General features: G+C 36.7%; 20 protein-coding genes. 3 read left to right on the top strand and 17 right to left on the bottom strand.

The annotated features are described in order from the left end of the window. The first annotated feature begins 154 nt into the window (after positions 1 to 154). On the top strand, positions 155 to 1408 hold the full coding sequence (locus PATL70BA_RS00230; RefSeq protein ID WP_172596035.1) for a nucleotidyltransferase: 1254 nt from the start codon (positions 155 to 157) through the stop codon (positions 1406 to 1408). 100 nt (positions 1409 to 1508) lie between these two features. Beyond that, positions 1509 to 1841, top strand: a complete 333-nt coding sequence (locus tag PATL70BA_RS00225) for a rubredoxin-like domain-containing protein (RefSeq protein WP_125135475.1) — start codon at positions 1509 to 1511, stop codon at positions 1839 to 1841. Between the two features lie 895 nt (positions 1842 to 2736). On the opposite strand, the gene PATL70BA_RS00220 is transcribed toward PATL70BA_RS00225, so the two are convergent. From PATL70BA_RS00220 to PATL70BA_RS00190, 7 genes are all read right to left on the bottom strand, one after another. Then, positions 2737 to 3051 (bottom strand): rhodanese-like domain-containing protein, encoded by a 315-nt coding sequence (locus tag PATL70BA_RS00220; RefSeq protein ID WP_125135474.1) that lies wholly within the window; start codon positions 3049 to 3051, stop codon positions 2737 to 2739. Positions 3052 to 3168: 117 nt separating this feature from the next. Then, positions 3169 to 3687 carry a hypothetical protein gene (locus PATL70BA_RS00215; protein ID WP_125135473.1) on the bottom strand — a complete coding sequence of 173 codons (519 nt, stop codon included), beginning with the start codon at positions 3685 to 3687 and terminating at the stop codon, positions 3169 to 3171. A gap of 2 nt (positions 3688 to 3689) precedes the next feature. Next, positions 3690 to 4178, bottom strand: a complete 489-nt coding sequence (gene coaD, locus PATL70BA_RS00210) for a pantetheine-phosphate adenylyltransferase (protein WP_125135472.1) — start codon at positions 4176 to 4178, stop codon at positions 3690 to 3692. A 12-nt stretch (positions 4179 to 4190) separates the two neighbouring features. After that, the gene (gene rsmD / locus PATL70BA_RS00205; RefSeq protein ID WP_125135471.1) at positions 4191 to 4757 is read right to left on the bottom strand and encodes a 16S rRNA (guanine(966)-N(2))-methyltransferase RsmD; all 567 of its coding nucleotides are present in this window, start codon (positions 4755 to 4757) and stop codon (positions 4191 to 4193) included. A 10-nt stretch (positions 4758 to 4767) separates the two neighbouring features. Then, positions 4768 to 6825 carry an ATP-dependent DNA helicase RecG gene (gene recG, locus PATL70BA_RS00200; RefSeq protein ID WP_172596034.1) on the bottom strand — a complete coding sequence of 686 codons (2058 nt, stop codon included), beginning with the start codon at positions 6823 to 6825 and terminating at the stop codon, positions 4768 to 4770. A 269-nt stretch (positions 6826 to 7094) separates the two neighbouring features. Beyond that, the gene (locus PATL70BA_RS00195) at positions 7095 to 8705 is read right to left on the bottom strand and encodes a DAK2 domain-containing protein (protein ID WP_125138357.1); all 1611 of its coding nucleotides are present in this window, start codon (positions 8703 to 8705) and stop codon (positions 7095 to 7097) included. Positions 8706 to 8764: 59 nt separating this feature from the next. Further along, entirely contained in the window at positions 8765 to 9121 is a 357-nt protein-coding gene (locus PATL70BA_RS00190) for an Asp23/Gls24 family envelope stress response protein (protein WP_125135469.1), read from the bottom strand. Positions 9122 to 9419: 298 nt separating this feature from the next. Here PATL70BA_RS00190 and rpmB point away from each other — a divergent pair, with 298 nt between their 5' ends. After that, the gene (gene rpmB / locus PATL70BA_RS00185) at positions 9420 to 9605 is read left to right on the top strand and encodes a 50S ribosomal protein L28 (protein ID WP_125135468.1); all 186 of its coding nucleotides are present in this window, start codon (positions 9420 to 9422) and stop codon (positions 9603 to 9605) included. A 146-nt stretch (positions 9606 to 9751) separates the two neighbouring features. Here the strand turns inward: rpmB and PATL70BA_RS00180 are convergent, their stop codons facing one another. The 10 genes from PATL70BA_RS00180 to def form a co-directional block, all read right to left on the bottom strand. Next, positions 9752 to 10393, bottom strand: coding sequence for a thiamine diphosphokinase (locus tag PATL70BA_RS00180; protein WP_125135467.1), 642 nt, complete (start codon positions 10391 to 10393; stop codon positions 9752 to 9754). Further along, positions 10390 to 11061, bottom strand: coding sequence for a ribulose-phosphate 3-epimerase (gene rpe, locus PATL70BA_RS00175; protein WP_125135466.1), 672 nt, complete (start codon positions 11059 to 11061; stop codon positions 10390 to 10392). The genes PATL70BA_RS00180 and rpe overlap by 4 nt, the downstream gene beginning before the upstream one ends. Position 11062: 1 nt before the next feature. Next, positions 11063 to 11941 (bottom strand): ribosome small subunit-dependent GTPase A, encoded by an 879-nt coding sequence (gene rsgA, locus PATL70BA_RS00170; protein WP_125135465.1) that lies wholly within the window; start codon positions 11939 to 11941, stop codon positions 11063 to 11065. Then, complete coding sequence (gene pknB / locus PATL70BA_RS00165) at positions 11938 to 13860, bottom strand: Stk1 family PASTA domain-containing Ser/Thr kinase (protein WP_125135464.1); 1923 nt, start codon at positions 13858 to 13860, stop codon at positions 11938 to 11940. The genes rsgA and pknB overlap by 4 nt, the downstream gene beginning before the upstream one ends. After that, positions 13857 to 14594, bottom strand: coding sequence for a Stp1/IreP family PP2C-type Ser/Thr phosphatase (locus PATL70BA_RS00160; RefSeq protein ID WP_125135463.1), 738 nt, complete (start codon positions 14592 to 14594; stop codon positions 13857 to 13859). The genes pknB and PATL70BA_RS00160 overlap by 4 nt, the downstream gene beginning before the upstream one ends. 106 nt (positions 14595 to 14700) lie before the next feature. Further along, positions 14701 to 15747: a 23S rRNA (adenine(2503)-C(2))-methyltransferase RlmN gene (rlmN, locus tag PATL70BA_RS00155; RefSeq protein ID WP_125135462.1), complete on the bottom strand. Its 1047-nt coding sequence runs from the start codon at positions 15745 to 15747 to the stop codon at positions 14701 to 14703. Further along, the gene (rsmB, locus tag PATL70BA_RS00150) at positions 15734 to 17071 is read right to left on the bottom strand and encodes a 16S rRNA (cytosine(967)-C(5))-methyltransferase RsmB (RefSeq protein ID WP_125135461.1); all 1338 of its coding nucleotides are present in this window, start codon (positions 17069 to 17071) and stop codon (positions 15734 to 15736) included. Before rsmB ends, rlmN begins: the two co-directional genes overlap by 14 nt. Then, positions 17068 to 17766: a zinc metallopeptidase gene (locus PATL70BA_RS00145; RefSeq protein ID WP_243115939.1), complete on the bottom strand. Its 699-nt coding sequence runs from the start codon at positions 17764 to 17766 to the stop codon at positions 17068 to 17070. Before PATL70BA_RS00145 ends, rsmB begins: the two co-directional genes overlap by 4 nt. A gap of 35 nt (positions 17767 to 17801) precedes the next feature. Beyond that, complete coding sequence (fmt, locus tag PATL70BA_RS00140) at positions 17802 to 18746, bottom strand: methionyl-tRNA formyltransferase (RefSeq protein ID WP_125135459.1); 945 nt, start codon at positions 18744 to 18746, stop codon at positions 17802 to 17804. A 7-nt stretch (positions 18747 to 18753) separates the two neighbouring features. Beyond that, the gene (gene def, locus PATL70BA_RS00135; RefSeq protein WP_125135458.1) at positions 18754 to 19206 is read right to left on the bottom strand and encodes a peptide deformylase; all 453 of its coding nucleotides are present in this window, start codon (positions 19204 to 19206) and stop codon (positions 18754 to 18756) included. Between the last annotated feature and the right edge of the window lie 20 nt (positions 19207 to 19226).

The following is a 19226-nucleotide window of genomic DNA, read 5'->3' as shown; positions in this document are numbered from 1 at the left end:
TTATTATATACTTTGTGTTCATTGTATACAATGCTTTTTTAGGTTTTTATTGTTTTTTTTATAAACATCGTTAGGTTAATGGGTTAAACTGTATAGCCATGTAAGTCAGGATTATGATATACTTTCTAGAGAACACTTATAAAGGATGGTAATTATGAACATATGTGGCATTGTCACCGAATATAACCCACTTCACTTGGGTCATGCATACCAAATAGAAGCTGCAAAAGCACGCACACAAGCTCAGGGTGTAGTACTTATTATGAGCGGCAATTTTGTCCAACGTGGTGAACCGGCCATTATTAATAAGTATGCAAGAACCCAGGCAGCCCTTCATACCGGTGTTGATTTAGTTCTTGAGCTACCTACTTATTTTGCTACGTCCAGCGCTGAATATTTTTCACATATGGCAATTAGACTCTTAAACGCAACTGGTATTACAACACACTTGAATTTCGGTAGTGAATCCGGATCCATTGATGACCTTGTTCATATCGCAGATATCCTTCATAATGAGCCCATTGGATTTCGATTCCTTCTTAATGAGTATCTTAGCACAGGGGATACCTTCCCGAAAGCAAGAGAAAAAGCTCTATATAAATACGTCCACAACCATCATTTGATGTCCGAGGATACAGCTAAAGCCATCAAGACGCCAAACAACATTTTGGGTATTGAATATATAAAAGCACTACGAAGACAGAAAAGCAATATCATACCGACAACGGTTAAGCGTATTGGCTCAGCTTACCATGACGATAACAGTAGAACCACCATACCCTCTGCTACGGCTATACGAAAATTCTTACAAGAGCATGACAATCACGCCCCCCTATCAGAAAAGCTTCCGTTATATTCCTATAATACACTTGAAAACGCTATACATTGCGGTGAAGGCCCTATCTTTTACGATATGATTTTCCCTTTTTTAAAATACAAAATACTTGCAAGTACGCCTGAAGTTCTAGGGACTTATCAGGATGTTAATGAAGGACTAGAATACAAGATTATCGAAGCGGCTTTACATGCTTATGATTATGATAGTTTGGTCAATAAGATTCTATCTAAACGCTACACAAGAACCAAGATCGCAAGAGCACTGTTACATATTTATCTGGGTCATGAGCAAAAAACCTTTGAATTATTAAATTCAGAAATGAAGCCTTATCTTAAAGTTTTGGGCTTCAACTCTACGGGGCAAAAGATGTTAAAAGCCATTAAAAAGCATGATGAAGATTTGCCAATTATTGTCAACATACGACAAGGGTGCAAGCAATTAGATGATATACAATTGCTATCTTATCAAGCTGATTTAAATAGTACATTACATTATAATCATCTCATTCATTTCTATTATAATACGAAAATGAATAATGAATATGAAACCCCCATTATTCGATTACCATAATAAATTATGGTCTTCCTATTCATTTCATATGTGATATAATGAATTGAAGCAAACAATTAGTATTTGTTTAACCAAACATGAATAATAAGGAGGTAACTAAATGAATCTATTTAAATGTACGGCATGTGGCTTTGTATATGAGGCTGATGAAGCATTGGATTTTTGTCCAAAATGTGGCGCACCAAAAGAAAAACATGTTCTTCTATCTGAGGAAGACGCTAATAAGATTTATGCATCTGATGAATCCAATGATCTACATATGGAATTGGTAAATCTTGCTGCTACAATGATCGACTTAAGTGAAGCCGGAATCGAAATCGGTCTAGATCCAGGTTGTATTGATGTTTTTGAAAAAACCATCAAAATGGCATGGGAAATCAAGAATCTTGCAAAAGCAGAACTTGGCATCCACATGACCAAAGGTAAATGGTAGTCTATTCTCTATGAATTAAGGCTCTTAGTTAGCAAAATATGAATCAACCAGGTCTCTAGGTGGAAACGCTTAGAGACTTTTTTATGTATAACTAAGATCGTAGGTTCGTAAATATAAACTTCATTTGATTTCTATACAAATTGCGGGTACAATGCATGTGACTTTAAACTGGGTCCCATGAAAACCCTTCCACTGTATGTATGACTACGGCCTCCGATTGGTGCGTCCCTGCACCAAAAGTCGGCGGTCTGCATCCATGCAGACTTGCTTAAGTCACACACACAGTTCCAGGAACTTCATGGTCGATGTTGGCTAAGGATAAAATCGTTTTTAGTATTTCTATATATAGTAATTTAGTTTAGAACAATCATTAAGCCATAAGAAGTACCATCATACACAGAGCAAAGTGCATTATGTGAGATATTTTAATTTAAGCCTAATGAAATGACGCACATGCGGAACCGAATGAGGAAAGAAAAAGCGCTGATCAATCACAATTCTACATGGATGTAGAACGTCCTTCATTTTTACATGGATGCAAGAAAAGAAGCTTCGCTTCGCTATGAGCTCTGCTCATATTTCTGAATGGTTTGATAGGAAAGGTCCTTGACGTATTCTGCCACGCTTCAAGGCTGAATACTAAAGTATGACTTTCCTTGAAAATGTAAAAAAGGAAGGATGATTGAGCAGTGCTTATTCTTGACGAAATGACGATTTATTACCGAGTAGATGTGATACACAGTTTTTCCGCTGACCGTACGTAGTGTAAGGCAAGGAAAAAGTGTGTATTATATCTACGATTATTACCAAAAATTATTCTAATACAAATGCACTTAAACTACATATCAACACAAAATTAAAGCTGACTCAACATTCTGAGACAGCTTCTCCAATACTATTTTGTTTTATAACGCCATCCCATCATACCACCAACCATGTTATACGTATCATAACCTTCTTTACCAAGAAACTTAGATGCACTGGTACTTCTTGCACCACTGGCACATACAACAACAATTTTCTTATCTTTATCAATCTCATTGATACGGCTTGGGATTGTAGATAAGGGAATAAGCTTAGCTGTTTCAATATGACCGGCCGCAAATTCGTATTGTTCTCTCACGTCAATAATCTGAACGTCTTTGTCTTTCATAATCTTGTTAACTTCATCTGCTGAAATACTCTGATAACTTTTCTTTAAAAAATTCATTATACACCTCTATATTTGTTTACCTGATTGAATCAGGTTTATTTTATATCTATATATTACAATATAAAGATGTATATGTCAACACTATATTTAAAAAATATGATATAAGATTCTTATTTAATCATCTAATTTGTTTTTACTCATAATAAGTTCTTCTCTATTATTAGCCATAACTTTGACTTGTTGGCTGATATAATTCTCAAACTTACCATAGTGGATATTAGTCTGTTCTATCGTGTCTCGCATAGCATATTCCATTTGTTCAACAAGCTCTTCAACATATTCATAAGCACCCACTTTAATCTCTTTGGCGGTCTGATTGGCTGCCTCAATAATATCTTGTGCTTTCTTCTCAGCTTTTTTACTAATCTCATGGTCATCAACCAGTTCATTGACCCTTGCTGAAGCTTTGTTTAGAGCATGGTCGGCCTCTTTTTTTGAATCCTCAATAATGCGTTCTTTTTCTTCAAGAATTCTTTGTGAGCGTTTAATCTCTTCTGGTAACTTCAACCTTAAATCTGTCATAAACTCGTATACCACTTCCATATCCACTATGATTTTATTGGAAAAAGGCATTGTCTTACATTCTTCAAAATAACCTTCCATTTCATCAATTAAATTAAATACATCACTCATACTCATTCCTCCATACTCTCATATTTATCTTTTAAATAGGTAACGGTTATTGGATGAACCATCTGACTCACATCGCCACCAAACATAGCAACCTCTCTTACAACACTTGAACTTAAAAAGGAATATTCATTCTTTGTCACAAAAAATATAGTTTCAATGTTTGGATTCAAGCTATGGTTTGTCTGGGCTAACTGTATTTCAAATTCAAAATCAGATACAGCTCTAAACCCTCTGATTATTAGATTTGCTGATACTTTTTCCATGAAATCTACCAAAAGTCCTGAAAAGGATCTGATTTCTACATTTGGCAAATCTTTTGTCAATGCTTCTAATAATTTGACACGTTCATCTATTGTGAATAGACTCGATTTATTAACATTGTTTAACACCCCTACGATTAAATGCTCGACTTGACAGGCACTTCTTCTAATGATGTCTAAATGTCCATTGGTAGCCGGATCAAAGCTTCCTGGATAGACCGCAGTTTTCATTATGTCACATCCTTATATCGTCTTTAATTTTCTTATAAAACTGAATTTACAAGTATTATAGGTACGTTCTTTGATGATTTCATAGGTCTTTAGATTCTCGATGAAAGACATGTCCGTTTTTAAACTGCTTTCGCATACCATTATACCATCATCTTTTAACAAATCATATCCATGGATTTGTGAAATCGTCTCTTCTTCCATACCTTGATCAAAGGGTGGATCCAGATATATCAAATCAAATTGAATACCATGATTACCAAGATCCATCAATGCTTTGCTATAATCATACTTCATAATCTCAGCTTTTTCAAATAGTTTTGTGAAATTCAGATTTTTCTCAATACAAGTTATGGCCGTTTTATGATTTTCAACAAATACACAACGGGTTGCACCTCTACTTAAAGCCTCTATTCCGATACTGCCGGTCCCACTAAATAAATCCAGTACGTTAGAACCAAATATATATGGACGTAGAATATTAAAAACTGTTTCTTTGTAACGATCTGTTGTCGGCCGAATATCTTTACCTTCCGGAACACTTAAAGGTAAAGACCTAGCACTTCCTGCTATTACTCGCATAGTATTACTCCTATAACGCTATATAGGTCATATTGGTCTCCATATAGTTTTCTAATTTTTTTCTAAAGTTTTCATAGGTTGCTTCTTGCAGTATATCACGTTTTTCGCTAATTGTCTTTGCTACTATATTGGCTTGTTTAAGAATCTCTATGTCCTCTACGATATTGGCAATTTTAAACGTTGGCATACCGCTTTGACGAAGGCCAAGTAAATCACCATGACCTCTGATTTCTAAGTCTTTTTGGGCGATATAAAAACCATCCTGAGATTCTGTCATAATCGCCATACGTTTTTTAGCAAGTGTTGATTTTGAATCTGAAATCAATATACAGTAAGACTGATTACCACCTCTACCTACTCGACCCCTAAGTTGATGAAGCTGAGCCAGTCCAAAACGATGGGCATCTTCTATGACCATAAGAGTGGCATTAGGCACGTTGATGCCGACTTCAATTACTGTTGTAGATACAAGAATATCCAACTCACCTCTAGCAAATCGCTCCATTGTTTCATTTTTTATTTTTGGACGCATTTGACCATGTAGATATTCAATACGTATATGGGGTGGCAATTCTGCCTTTAGTTTTTCCGTGTAACTTAGTACATCACTCAGGTCATTTTCTTCATTTTCTTCAACCATAGGACATACAATATAACATTGTCTTTTTTCTTCGATTTCTTTAACAATGAAAGTCTGAACCCTATTTCTATAAGAAGCATTTACAGCGTAGGTTTCGATACTTTTTCTACCAGGCGGTAGTTCATCAATAATAGAAACATCCATATCGCCATAGAGTATAAGTCCCAAGGTTCTTGGTATTGGTGTTCCACTCATAACAAGTACATGTGGGAAGTGCCCCTTTCCAGCCAGAATTTCTCTTTGTGAAACTCCGAATCGATGCTGTTCATCTGTAATAACCAAAGCCAAATCATTAAAAATCACCCCTTCTTGGATGACCGCATGTGTACCAATAACCACATCTATTAAGCCTGCTTTTATTTTTTCGTAGGTATCTATTTTTTCTTTTTTCGTCATAGAACCAACCAGTAACCCGACCCGGAGGTCTAAGTTCAAAAACATCTTCTCCAAAGATTGGTGGTGTTGCTTTGCCAATACTTCAGTAGGTGCCATTAAAACACTTTGATAACCGTTTTCTACTGCCAAAATAATAGCCAGTGCAGCTACCACTGTTTTCCCAGAACCAACATCGCCTTGAATTAAACGATTCATATTATAGGAACCCTTCATATCTTTTATGATTTCATCTAGGACATTACTTTGAGCACCTGTTAATGTAAAAGGTAGATTTTCAAGAGTATGCTTATACTTCTTACAACTTTCAAAGGTATATTGATTTTTAATTTTGACCTGTTCATCTTTTAACATCATAAGACCTAATTGAAAGAATAGAAACTCATCAAAAACCAGTCTTTTCCTAGCATCGTTCAATAGTACTTCATCTTTGGGATAGTGAACCTGAACGAAGGCATCTTTTAAGGACTCAAGTTCATAAGTTTCTTTAATTGTGGATGGCAAATAATCATCAATCTGGTAGTGGATTGCCTCCATGGCTGAAGCTACTGCCAACCGAATGGCTTTTTGACTGAGACCTTTAGTTAAAGGGTATATTGGAATTATACTTTTATCCTCATAATAAGCTAAATCTGATTTTGTAAGAATTTTGGGGGATGTAAGTTGTAATTTTTCGTATTTATAAGACGATTTCCCCATTACTGTAAGGGTTTCTCCTTCTTTCAATTGCTTTTGGAGGTAAGGTTGATTAAACCATGTTAAGCTAACCTCACCTGTATCATCTCTAAGTCGTGTAGATGTCACTATAACACGTCCGGCCCTTTTAGAAAAAGGCGTTGCAATAAGTTCACCCTGAATGAGGTACGTGCCACCGGGCTTAATATCTTGTATGTTGGAAAAACCAATCCTCTTTTCATAGGTTGCCGGATAGTAGGTCACTAAATCCATCAGATCCTTAATACCAATCTTCTCAAACAATTGAGCTTTTTTCGTGCCTATACCACTCAAGTCTGTAATCGGTCTTTTTATTTCCACGAGTATCACCCTATTTCTACAAATCATTTAGGGTAATAATACCATAATAAAGCCTTAAGGGTCAAAACTAACTTTCTATAATATAGTGAACAAAGAGGCTACGCCTCGCTTTGCGAAGCAAATTGTTACGGCAGAAAAGACTTCCTTGATAGTTAATGCGATGCTTCAACGCATTAACATAACTTAGACTTTCTAAGTGAACAAAAAAACTCTCCTGATAACAGTAATGTTCAACTGTTTTTAGGAGAGCCTTTAAAGTGCTTTTAAGTTTATTCAACGGATAGAATATAGTAATACAGTGGTTGACCACCATAATGAACTTCTATTTCACAATCCGGATATGTGTTTTCTAAATCCTTAGATAGTTGATTAGCTGTTTCCTCATCAATATCCATACCATAATATACGGAAATTAATTCACTGTCTTCTTCAATCAAAGAATCAAAAAGCTTTCTGACCGTTTGTTCTACATCGGCCTCAACCACATTAATTTTACCTTTGCCAATACCAAGGAAATCACCTTCTTTAATGACTTTCTCATCCACAACAGTGTCCCTAATAGCATGTGTGACCTGCCCAGATATTACATCATCAAGGGACTGGGTCATAACCTCTTGGTTTTCATTCGGCGCTTTACCTTCTTCAAAATTAATGATAGCTGTAATGCCCTCCGGTATAGACTTTGTCGGAATTACAATTATTTGCTTATCCTCAACAATATCTTTCACTTGTTCTGCTGCTAATATAATATTTTTATTATTTGGCAAAATGAATACATTTTTTGCATTCACTTTTGAAACTGCATTAAGGATGTCCTCTGTAGAAGGGTTCATCGTTTGTCCCCCTTCAACGATGTAATCGGCTCCGAGACCTTTGAAAATCTCACTTAAACCGTCCCCTATGGAAATAACCACAAATCCGTTCTCTTTTAACTCTGTAGGATGAAGCTTATCCAGTTCTTCTTGAGCAATCAATCGATTGGCATGTTCTTCGCGCATGTTGTCGATTTTTAGATTGCTCAGTTCACCAATGGATAGACCTTTTTGAAGTGCAAGACCGGGATCATTGGTATGAACATGAATCTTTATAATATCTTCATCTGAAACAGCAACAATTGAATCACCTATGGTTTCAAGGTAATTTCTAAGGCCCAAAGCTTCCCTATCGCTTTCCACATCATTGCGTACATTTATAATAAACTCTGTACAATACCCAAATTTGATTTCTTCACCACTGTGATCGTAGATCAATTCCACTTCAGGATGTGTATCATCTTCTTCAAACTCTACAATATAATCATCACCGGCTTCAAGAGCTATTAAGGCGCCTCTTAAAATATACATAAGACCTTGGCCACCTGAATCCACAACACCTGCTTGTTTTAAAACAGGTAATAATTCCGGTGTATACTGTAAAGTTGCTTCTGCATGAATAATCACTTTTTTTAAGATATCAACAATATCTTCATTAACACGAGCAAGCTCAATAGCCTTTTCTGCAGCTTCTCTAGCTACAGTTAATATGGTACCTTCTTTAGGTTTCATGACTGCCTTGTAGGCGGTTTCAGAACCTCTTTGCAAGGCATTGGCTAAGACAACTGCGTCTAAAACATCATGACTTGCTATTTCTTTACAGAAACCTCTAAAAAGCTGTGATAGTATAACGCCTGAGTTACCTCTTGCGCCTCTTAATGAACCAGATGAAATGGCTTTTGCTAAAGCTTGTAAATCATCTGAATCTACTTTCTGAACATCTCGTACTGCCGCTAAAATGGTTAGTGTCATATTAGTTCCCGTATCGCCGTCAGGTACCGGAAAAACATTAAGTTCGTCTACGTATTTCTTTTTTGACTCTAAATATTTTGCACCAGCAATAAACATACTTTTTAAAGTCTTAGGTGATATGTTATAAGTAGTCACTGGTATTCCTCCTTAGTTTCTTATTCGTCTACTCTGACGTCTTCTACATATATATTAATATGCTTGACTTCCAAACCTGAAAAAGTCTCTAATTTATACTTCACCGTACTAACCAGATTGTCTGTGACGGCTTTAATGTTTACTCCATATTCAATAATAATATGTAGGTCGATTTGAATACAATTATCATCCACTCTTAAGGAAATACCTTTGGTGATACTATCACCTTTTAGCAGTTTGGCAATACCGCTGGTAACATTAACCATGGCCATGCCAACAATACCATAACACTCAACTGCCGTAACACCGGCAACTTTTTCTAAGACTTCATTATCGATTGTTACTTCTCCATAACCAGTATCTAGTCTACCAATCATAAAAATGCCTCCTTCATCTATATCGTCGTATAATTTCATAAAACCTTTAAACGGATTAAAGTGTCCATACTTATTTACTTAAGTCATATACAAAGTGTATAATGAACCTAAACTCAATCGTATAGATACTTTAACCTAGAAATATGAGATTATTGTTCACTGTATTATAACATCTTTTCCCTATGATTTATAGGTTTTTTCTAATTAATTGAAAGTTATTATAAGTAATGCTTGCATTCATATAAGATTTTTGATAGAATTGATTTGTTATGAAGATATATATTAAGGAGGTGCAGTTGTGGCTAAATGTTCAATATGTGATAAAGGCGTACACTTCGGTAACGCAGTCAGTCATTCTCATAGAAGGTCAAACAAACAATGGAAACCTAATATCAGATCAGTAAAAGCTGTCATTAATGGACAATCACAAAGAATCAAAGTTTGTTCAAAATGTTTACGTGCAGGCAAAATCGTACGTGCATAATTCCATTTGATGTGTTTACAAGTGCACTTCTAATGAAATACAACTATTGATAAAGTAAATAAGCCAATAGCAAGTCTTAGATTTCTAAGCATTGCTATTGGCTTATTTGTGGTTCTATCCTATTAATGGAAAGTTTAACGCCTTAATTATATATCCTTGGATTCAATAATTAAAAGATCACCTTCATCCACCCATAACTTTGCTGATGCTTCAGTGATTTCATTACTAATGCCATAAGAGCTGAAAGCGTTAAGAGTCGCTTTATTCAAAGGATATTTCACGCCCAAAAAGCTAACACCATATACGTTCTCACTTAATGGGACGAGTGAAATATAGTCATAATGACTTTTTTCTATACTCTGATAGCTTTTTGCTAATTCAATTCTATTATGTGCATCTAAGTAAATTAACTTATACTTCTTTCCATAATATGCCATAAGCAATAGGTTTGCTAGGGTATGATCTTGCCTACTTCCTGATGCACCTAAAACAACAACTTCATCCAAAGAGCGCTCAACCATCAATTCAAAGGCCAGCTGGGTATCGGTCATATCTTTTTTATCCGGGAAAACAATTTTTTCTACATTTTTTTTCTCATAATAAGCCAAAGTGTTTGACTCACAAGAATCAAAATCACCTAAAATGATATTTGGTACTATGCCACATTCTGCCATATAATCAATACCATGATCGACACCTATTTTAAGATCAAAATCCGTCTGAGCCACAACTTCTTTTAGTTGATTTGTCAAGACGTGTCCCCCCGTTACAACAAGAGCCCTTTTCATACTGTGCTTTCCAATGCCTTTAGTCTTTTTTTATAAGCTCTTGTAACGGAAGCTACATCTTCCATAGCATAAATAGACGACCCCATAACAAAAACGTTAACACCGGCTTTAGCAACTTCTTCAATATTGTCAAAAGATAAACCACCATCCATCTCAATATCAAAGTTCAGATTTAAAGCCTTTCTTTGTTCCACTAAGTACCTTACTTTGTCTAGGGTAGATGGCATGAATGATTGTCCACCAAAACCCGGTTCAACTGACATAATCAAGATCATATCCACGTCCTTAAGATAAGGATCGAGTACCGATACTGATGTGTTGGGGTTAATCGTCAACCCTACTTTTATGCCATAGGACTTTATAGCCTTGATGGTTTCTGTTACATCACTTGCTGCTTCTTGATGAAAAGTAATCATATCTGAACCGGCTTTTGCAAAGGCTTCTATATAGCGTAAGGGTTCTGTGATCATCAAGTGAACATCCAGAAAACTTTTTGTAGACTGTCGAATGGACTTAATAACTGGTGGGCCTAGGGATATGTTAGGGACATAATGACCATCCATAACGTCAACATGTATGTAGTCTGCTCCTGCACTAATAACGGTTTCAATTTCTTCTCCAAGCTTTGAGAAATCTGCTGAAAGAATGGACGGGGCTAATAAATTCATATTACCATCTCCTTATGTCTTTTAATTCATCTATGAGCTGCTTGTAACTGGTGTAACGACTAGCGGATATATCACCATCTTTGACAGCATCTTTAATGCCGCAAATAGGTTCATTTAAATGATTACAACCTTTGAACTTACAATAAGGTTCATATCTGGAGAACTCCTTAAAATAAAGCTTTATATCTTCCTCAGATAAATGGTCAATATCTAAAGAAGAAAAACCCGGTGTATCGACGACATAACTATTTTCGTGAAAACAGATTAAATCCGCATGTCGGGTTGTATGCTTGCCTCGGCCGATCTTATCACTAACAATACCCGTTTCCAAGAGTATTTCACTCTGTATCAGATTAAGTATTGAGGATTTTCCGACGCCAGAAGGACCGGCAAATACAGTTGTTTTATCATATAAAGCATCCTTCAATGCCTCTATGCCTCTTTCTTCAATGGAACTTGTGGCAAAAACCTTATAACCGGTTTTTTCATATATGGCTTTAATGGATCCTACTTGTTCTTTGGTGAGTATGTCTATTTTATTAAAGCAAATAATGGCTTCTATCCCTTTTTCTTCAATCATGACAAGAAAACGATCCAATAGATTGTAATTGGGTTCAGGATAGGCAACAGCAAAAACAATGACTGCTTGGTCAATATTGGCAACCGTCGGTCGTTCCAATTGATTTTTTCTGTCAAGAATGGTCTCAATGTTGCCTTTTTTGTGCTCTTCATCCAATATAGCAATCTCAACATTATCGCCAATTAAGGGTTTAATGTTCTCTTTTCTGAAAATACCTCTCGCCTTACATTCAAAAATACCCTTGTGTGGTACATGAACATAGTAAAAACCTGCAATACCTTTTATAATTTTACCTATCACTCTGCACGCTCCTCAGTAAAATCTAACTTCTGAGTATATTCAAGACTGCCATTTTTATAGACTTCAATGGTGGCAGAACCAAGACCTGTCACAGGCACATTTAATGGCGTGTCAAAATCTGAATGATACACCACTTTATTAAAGACTTCTTCTGAAACGCCCGCTTTGATTAACAAAACTGAAATAATCCCTGAATCTTCATCTTGTTCAAGAACATTGTTGATGGTAATGTTTTTTGTTACAGGTCTAATTTCCTTACCAAGACTAATGGTTAAATCTACTTCATAGCCTTCTTTCACTGTGGTACCGGGCATGACTGTCATCGCTATAACTTGACCTTCAACAATCTCGTCGTTATAGGATTCAGATATGTTTGGGCCAACCTTCAAGCCTGCCCCGCTTAATAGAGCTTTGGCTTCATCTAGTGATTTTCTTCTAACATCAGGTACGACCACAAAAACATCTTCTTTTCCAAGACTAACTTTTAACTTGACTTGGCTTCCTTTTTCCATCATCGTTCCAAACTCAGGATCTTGTTCAAAAACGACGCCAACCGGTATATTCTCATTGTATTCCTGTGAGATTACACCTTCAAAGTTAGCATCCTCCAATAAATCCTTTGCGACATCATAGTTCAATTCCATCACGTCCGGAACTTCGAATGATTCAACACCTAGGGAAAGAACGACTTTAATATTAGCTTCTTTGCCAACAATGGTACCCTCAATTGGATCTTGACTGATAATTGTATCTTTATCATGTGTATCCGAATACGCACTTGATGCTACCTCTAATGTTAAAGACAGATCCTCAAGTATAACTTCGGCTTCACTATAAGGTATGTGTTCTAGACTTGGCATGGTAATTTCTACCGGCATAAGGCTATCTCTAAAAATACTAAAAAGAAATGCAAGAATCAATAAGGTCATAACAATAGCTGAAATAATAGCTCCAACGGCAACCATTTTTTCAACTTTGGGCTTTGATGTCGCTTCTATATCATTGGCGCTCCGAATCTGTCGCATTTGCGTGTTGTTCAATACCATAGTTGGAGAATCCGCATCATAGGCATTAAGCTCCACAAAACTTTCTGTAGGAAAACTTGTCGCTTTTTTCAAGTCAATAAGCAATGCTTCTGAGGAGTGGTATCTTAACTCGGGCTTTTTCTGAGTTGCTTTTATAATAATCTGCTCTAGATTTTGGTCTACTTCTGGATTAAGCTCTTTTACATTCGGTAGATCATCATGTATCTGCTTTAAAGCAACCGATACTGCTGAATCAGCTGTAAAAGGTACAGACCCGGTGATCATTTCAAACATGGTGATACCCAAGGAGTAAATATCACTTCTTTCATTTGAATAACCACTCTTCGCCTGCTCCGGTGGTATATAATGCACCGATCCGGAAGCCATATCTGCTGCGGGTATCGTCGCACCTGTGGCAATTCTGGCAATGCCAAAATCAGCTACCTTCACCCGTCCATCCTTTGTTATAATGATGTTCTGAGGTTTGATATCCCGATGAAATATATGGTTGGTATGGGCACAATCCAAAGCTGAGGCGATGCAGGCACTTATACGCAATGTCTCTTCGTTGCTTAATTTGCCTTTGGTCTTGATGTATTCTTTAAGTGTAATACCATCTAAATACTCCATAACTATAAAATGTGTTTTTTTCTCATTACCGACGTCATATATATTGACAATGTTGACATGAGATAAACTAGCGGCAGCCTGAGCTTCTACTTTGAATTTCCCGACAAATTCATCATCATACACATAATCATCTCTCAAAATCTTAATAGCTACCGTACGTCCCAGCTTGATATCTTTTGCTTTATAAACGATGGACATACCACCGGAACCGATTTTTTCCTCGATTGTATAACGTTCATTTATAAGTGCGCCAAGTTGGATCATGACTGTACCTCATTTCCATTACCTATTATAATCAGCGTTGTATTATCAATGCCGCCTTTATCAAGAGATGCTTTCATCAAAGCATAACCCTTATCTTCAATCGTTGTGGCTTGTTTCATAATGATGCGCACTTCGTCATCGGTCAACATTTTATTTAAGCCATCCGAGCATAATAATATCAAATCTGATTTATTAAGAGCCCTAACAAATCGGTCCACTTTAACCTCGTTTTCCGCACCAAGGGCTCTCGTAATCATATTTTTATTTGGATGATTGTATCTGTCTTCTTCTGATATATGCCCAGCTCTATATAATTCTTCAACTACAGAATGATCTAGGGTAACCTGCTCTAAATCATCCGCATATACATAAAGTCTACTGTCGCCAACATTGGTCACAAACAAAGTATCATCTTTTATGACACAGGCTACGAGTGTGGTTCCCATACCCTTCTGGTCCAGATTATGTTCACCTGCATCAAAGATTGCTCTATTAGCAACTCTAATTGCATGTTCAAGAGAATAGACGACATCCCAATCGCTATTTTCTTCTACATTTTCAACCATATGTTGAATCGCTTTTTTTGAAGCTATATCACCGGCCTTATGACCACCCATACCATCCGCTATGATGTATAAATTCGGCAGTTTTCCAATAGGTGTATCACTGACATAATAATAGTCTTCATTATGACTTCTTACTAATCCTTTATCTGTTAATGCAAATGATCTCATAGCCCCTCCGTAATCTTGTATCCATACAATCTAAATCCATTCTAACATGATATGATCACATTTTAAATCTTTAGAATAGCATTAATCTTACAAATCAATGACAACACTACTTTTTCATAGCATTAAACCTTAGTTGTCCGCACGCAGCATCAATATCTGTACCTAATGATCTTCTTATTGTCGTCTCCACTTTTTTGTCCAACAATATATCTCTAAATCTTGCCACTTCTTTTTGGTTGGACTTAGCAAATGCTTTTTCCACAACATTATTAATGGGAATTAAATTCACATGACACTTAAACTTCCTAAATCGCAAAAGGTCCGCTAGAGCACGTGCCTGTGAAGGATGATCATTATGACCGGCTATTAAAGCATATTCAAAAGTGATCCTTCTGCCAGTTGATATAAAATAGGCTTCACAAGCGGTTAGTATTTCGTCTATACTGTATTTTTTTGCTATCGGCATGGTTTGTTTTCGTAATTCATCATCACTTGCATGTAAAGATATTGCAAGATTAATCTGTAGTTTTTCACTTGCAAGCCTACGAATACCGTCTACCATACCACAAGTAGAAAGTGTAATATGTCTTTGACTCAAGTTTTTGCCTTTATCATGGGTGATGATCTTAATAAAACCTAGTACAGCATCATAGTTGTCAAGAGGCTCACCGGTTCCCATTAAAACCACATGTGTGATACGTTTACCGATTTCACGCTCAACGGCATAAACCTGGCGCAACATCTCACCTGTTGTTAGATTTCTTTCAAGTCCATTTAACCCTGACGCACAAAAAGTACATCCCATTCTACAGCCCGCCTGGGTTGAGATACAGACACTGTTGCCATAATCATAACGCATCAATACCGTTTCTATCATTTGACCATCGTATAATTTAAATAGGAATTTTGTCGTTCCATCATGACCGGACGTCTGCTTGGTGACCATTTGCATCTCGGTTATGTATGCATGCTCTTCCAATTTCACCAATAAAGCTTTGGGAAGATTGTTCATACCTTTCCATGTAAAACAATCCTTCTGATGAAGCCACTCGAACACTTGTATGCCCCGAAACTTTTTTTCATTCAGTAGAATCATTTCTTGGGTTAAGGCATCCAATTCCAAAGACATGATGTCCCTTTTAATATTTGACATTTTCACACTTCTTTCTAAATTTGGCAATGAAGAAACCATCAGGTCCGTTGGATATAGGCATCATACTTACCATACCTGTCTTTGGGTCACTATAGTTTTTTTGAATGGGTTCCAATTCAAAGTCTTTATTTCTGTCTAAAAACCAGTCAACATTATCTTGATTTTCTGTTTTCGTCACCGTACAAGTACTAAATACCAAAACACCACCTGGTTTTACATAGTTTTTTGCGACTTCTAAGATGTCTTGCTGAAGTTTCTTAAGTGATTTTATTCGATCTACCGTTATATGCCATTTAATATCCGGTTTCTTACGGATAATCCCAAGGCCTGAACAAGGTAAATCTGCAACAATTAAATCAGCAATACCGATATATGCTTGGTTTAGAACCGTTGCATCGTTGATTTTTTCCGAAATATTCGTAAGTCCCAATCTGGTGTAGTTTTCACGAACCCTGTCGAGTTTTTTATCGGATATATCAAAAGCAAAAACTTGGCCTTTACCTTCTAGTTTATCGGCTAAATGCATGGTTTTACCACCGGGAGCAGCACATAAGTCTATAATAGTTGTCATGCCGTCTTCAAACCCAACGTCAGCAACCATCATCGAACTCTCATCCTGAACCTGAAAATAACCTTGATTAAAACTGTCTAACAGATTTATTTTATCTATTTGACCAATATGCAAAGCGTCATCTATATATCGACCCTCTGATACATCAACACCTTCTTTTTCTAAAGCGTCTATTAAGCCTTGTTTCGTTATGTTCGTTTTCTGAACTCTTATTGTTAGTGGCGCCTGTTCATTGCTGACACTTAGGAAGTTTTCCACTACGTCTTTATCGTAATCTTCTAATAAAAGCTGTATAATATCCGGTTCAAAAGAATATTTTACAGAAAAAAAGGTTAATATATCGTCTTTACTTGGCCATTGTATACTATCTTTTTGGCGTATGATCGCTCTTAAAACACCGTTAACAAATCCAGTCAAACGAAGCATTTTTCTTTTTTTAATCAACTTAACCGCTTCGTTACAAACCGCTGAATCCGGTATATTCTCCATATAAAGAAGTTGATAAACCGATAACCTTAAAGTCAGCCTTACGGCCGGTTTCATTTGATTGACTTTGATTTTACTGAATTGATTGATAACATAATCAATACGGATCTGTTGCTCTATGGTCCCAAAAACAACTTTTTTTATGAAGGCTCTATCCTGTTTACTTAAATCCGATTCAGCGGTAAAACGTTCTATAGCCTCGTGAACAAAAATGCCTTCAAACTCAATGGCATCTAATATTTTTAGTACAAGCCATCTTAAATTCATCGTCTACTACCCCTAGATAATAGAATGAACCTGATTAAGTTACCAGCCGCCACCGCTGCCGCTGCTATATACGTTAAAGCTGCAGCATTTAGTACTTTCTTAGCAGGAATTATTTCTTCACGGTCTAAAATCCCTTCACCTTCAAGTATCTCTATTGCCCTTCTTGAAGCATCCAGTTCTACCGGTAAAGTGACTAAGTGAAAAACCAAAACGGCTGCAAACATAAGGATGGCAAACTGAAGAATATAATAGCCGATGCCGACACCTGATCCTGTAAAATACCCAAGCATTAATCCGGCAAAAGCAAGGGGCATAGCTGTGCTATTTGCTATGTTAACAACCGGAACAATGGTTTGTCTTAGCTTTAGAAACAAATACGCATCGTAATCTTGTATGGCATGTCCGCATTCATGGGCTGCAATACCGATTGCTGCTAAAGATTTGTTGCCATAAACGCCTGAGGACAATCTAAGTACACGAGCTTTAGGGTCATAGTGATCTGTAAGAACGCCCTTAATCGGTTCTACCTTAACGTAATCAATACCATGACGTTCTAAAATACGTCTTGCGACATCTGCACCTGTTAAACCATTTACATTCATAGTTTTACTATACTTACTGTATGTTGACTTCACTTTGGACTGGGCATACATGGCAAGTAACAGTGGTGGTATTATATAAATAAAAAAACTCATATCTCCAAAATACATATCATCACACTTCTTTCTTTTTACTCAATGGTTTGACACAGTTCCTGTCCAATTTGTACCTGATGACCTCTCAAAAAGTCAGATGTGGACATCCTTTTTTTGCCTTGCAATTGAAGACTTTTAATCAATAAGCCTTTTTCCTTGCACTTTACGACAAAGCCTTCCTCTCTGATTTCAGAAATAGAGCCACAAGGCGTATTTAATGTATCACATAATACAACTTCACTTTCCCATATCTTAAGAAGCTTACCTTCATAATGGGTATATGCACTGGGCCAAGGGTTTAAACCTCTAACCAACCGTTCGATTGTATCTGCAGGTTGATTCCAGTCAATATTACCCATCTCTTTATTAAGCATTGGTGCATAGGTTGAAAGTTCATTGTTCTGAGGCTTCCGAATAAGTCGTTCTTCTATTAAGGCTTCAATAGTCTTAATAACAAGTGGACCGCCAATGACGGATAATTTATCGTGTAAACTGCCGCCTGTTTCATTTGGTTCTATTTCTACAGTTTCTTTAAGTAACATATCGCCTGTATCCAGTCCCACATCCATATACATTGTGGTAACACCCGTCGTTGCTTCACCGTGGATAATTGCCCATTGTATCGGGCCTGCGCCTCTGTATTTGGGTAGTAGAGATGCATGTATGTTGATGCATCCGTACTTAGGTATATCTAAAAAAGCTTTTGGTAAGATTTGACCAAAGGCAACCACCACCGCCAAATCAGGCTCCAAAGCCTTAATACTATCCAAGAATTCCGGATCTTTGACTTTGATGGGTTGATAGACCGGTATCTCATTTTCTACTGCAACCACCTTAACAGGTGGGAAAATAATGTGTTTGCCCCGTCCCTTGGGTTTGTCCGGTTGGGTTATAACACCTATGATTTCATGCTCTGAATCCAATAAAGATTCCAAAGTAGGGACTGAAAAATCCGGCGTACCCATAAATAATATTCGCATAACTCTCCTATATTTCCTCTATATTTTCCGCTTTATCCGTATACAATATACCTTCTAAGTGATCGTACTCATGGCAGATTGCACGAGCCAAAAAAGCTTCTGCTTCGAGTTCAAATTCTGTACCTTCTATATCCATTGCCTTCACTTTAATCTTATAAGGCCTTAGTACATCACCTTGTTTTCCCGGAACACTTAAACAACCTTCTAAACCATATTGTTCCCCTTCTACTTCTTCTATAACCGGATTAATAAAAATAATTGGGCCATCACCAATGTCCACAATAAAAACCCTTCTTAGAACACCCACTTGTGGCGCTGCAAGACCTACACCTTGACTTTCATACATCGTCTCAATCATATCTTCAACAAGTTCTTTGATTCTTTCTGTTATGTTATCAACGGTCTTTGATTTCTTTCTAAGTATATCATCACCGTCTATTCTTAGTTTTCTTAGGGCCATATTATGCCTCCTTCTAATAA

The organism is Petrocella atlantisensis (assembly GCF_900538275.1).
GTDB lineage: Bacteria > Bacillota > Clostridia > Lachnospirales > Vallitaleaceae > Petrocella > Petrocella atlantisensis.
Note: the sequence above shows the minus strand (reverse complement) of the source record. Positions and strands in the feature narration are given on the sequence as shown.

Bases quoted from the DNA above. Each gene is read 5' to 3' on its own strand.
- PATL70BA_RS00190 (WP_125135469.1), bottom strand. From the start codon at position 9,121: ATGATTGGTAGACTAGATACTGGTTATGGAGAAGTAACAATCGATAAT.
- coaD (WP_125135472.1), bottom strand. From the start codon at position 4,178: ATGAAAACTGCGGTCTATCCAGGAAGCTTTGATCCGGCTACCAATGGA.
- PATL70BA_RS00220 (WP_125135474.1), bottom strand. From the start codon at position 3,051: ATGAATTTTTTAAAGAAAAGTTATCAGAGTATTTCAGCAGATGAAGTT.
- rpe (WP_125135466.1), bottom strand. From the start codon at position 11,061: ATGAATTTATTAGCCCCGTCCATTCTTTCAGCAGATTTCTCAAAGCTT.
- PATL70BA_RS00180 (WP_125135467.1), bottom strand. From the start codon at position 10,393: ATGAAAAGGGCTCTTGTTGTAACGGGGGGACACGTCTTGACAAATCAA.
- pknB (WP_125135464.1), bottom strand. From the start codon at position 13,860: ATGATCCAACTTGGCGCACTTATAAATGAACGTTATACAATCGAGGAA.
- PATL70BA_RS00145 (WP_243115939.1), bottom strand. From the start codon at position 17,766: ATGAGTTTTTTTATTTATATAATACCACCACTGTTACTTGCCATGTAT.
- def (WP_125135458.1), bottom strand. From the start codon at position 19,206: ATGGCCCTAAGAAAACTAAGAATAGACGGTGATGATATACTTAGAAAG.
- PATL70BA_RS00160 (WP_125135463.1), bottom strand. From the start codon at position 14,594: ATGAGATCATTTGCATTAACAGATAAAGGATTAGTAAGAAGTCATAAT.
- PATL70BA_RS00195 (WP_125138357.1), bottom strand. From the start codon at position 8,705: ATGTTTATTGCTGGTGCAAAATATTTAGAGTCAAAAAAGAAATACGTA.
- rlmN (WP_125135462.1), bottom strand. From the start codon at position 15,747: ATGTCAAATATTAAAAGGGACATCATGTCTTTGGAATTGGATGCCTTA.
- PATL70BA_RS00225 (WP_125135475.1), top strand. From the start codon at position 1,509: ATGAATCTATTTAAATGTACGGCATGTGGCTTTGTATATGAGGCTGAT.
- fmt (WP_125135459.1), bottom strand. From the start codon at position 18,746: ATGCGAATATTATTTATGGGTACGCCGGATTTTTCAGTCCCTACTTTG.
- rsmB (WP_125135461.1), bottom strand. From the start codon at position 17,071: ATGAATTTAAGATGGCTTGTACTAAAAATATTAGATGCCATTGAGTTT.
- PATL70BA_RS00230 (WP_172596035.1), top strand. From the start codon at position 155: ATGAACATATGTGGCATTGTCACCGAATATAACCCACTTCACTTGGGT.
- rsmD (WP_125135471.1), bottom strand. From the start codon at position 4,757: ATGCGAGTAATAGCAGGAAGTGCTAGGTCTTTACCTTTAAGTGTTCCG.
- PATL70BA_RS00215 (WP_125135473.1), bottom strand. From the start codon at position 3,687: ATGAGTGATGTATTTAATTTAATTGATGAAATGGAAGGTTATTTTGAA.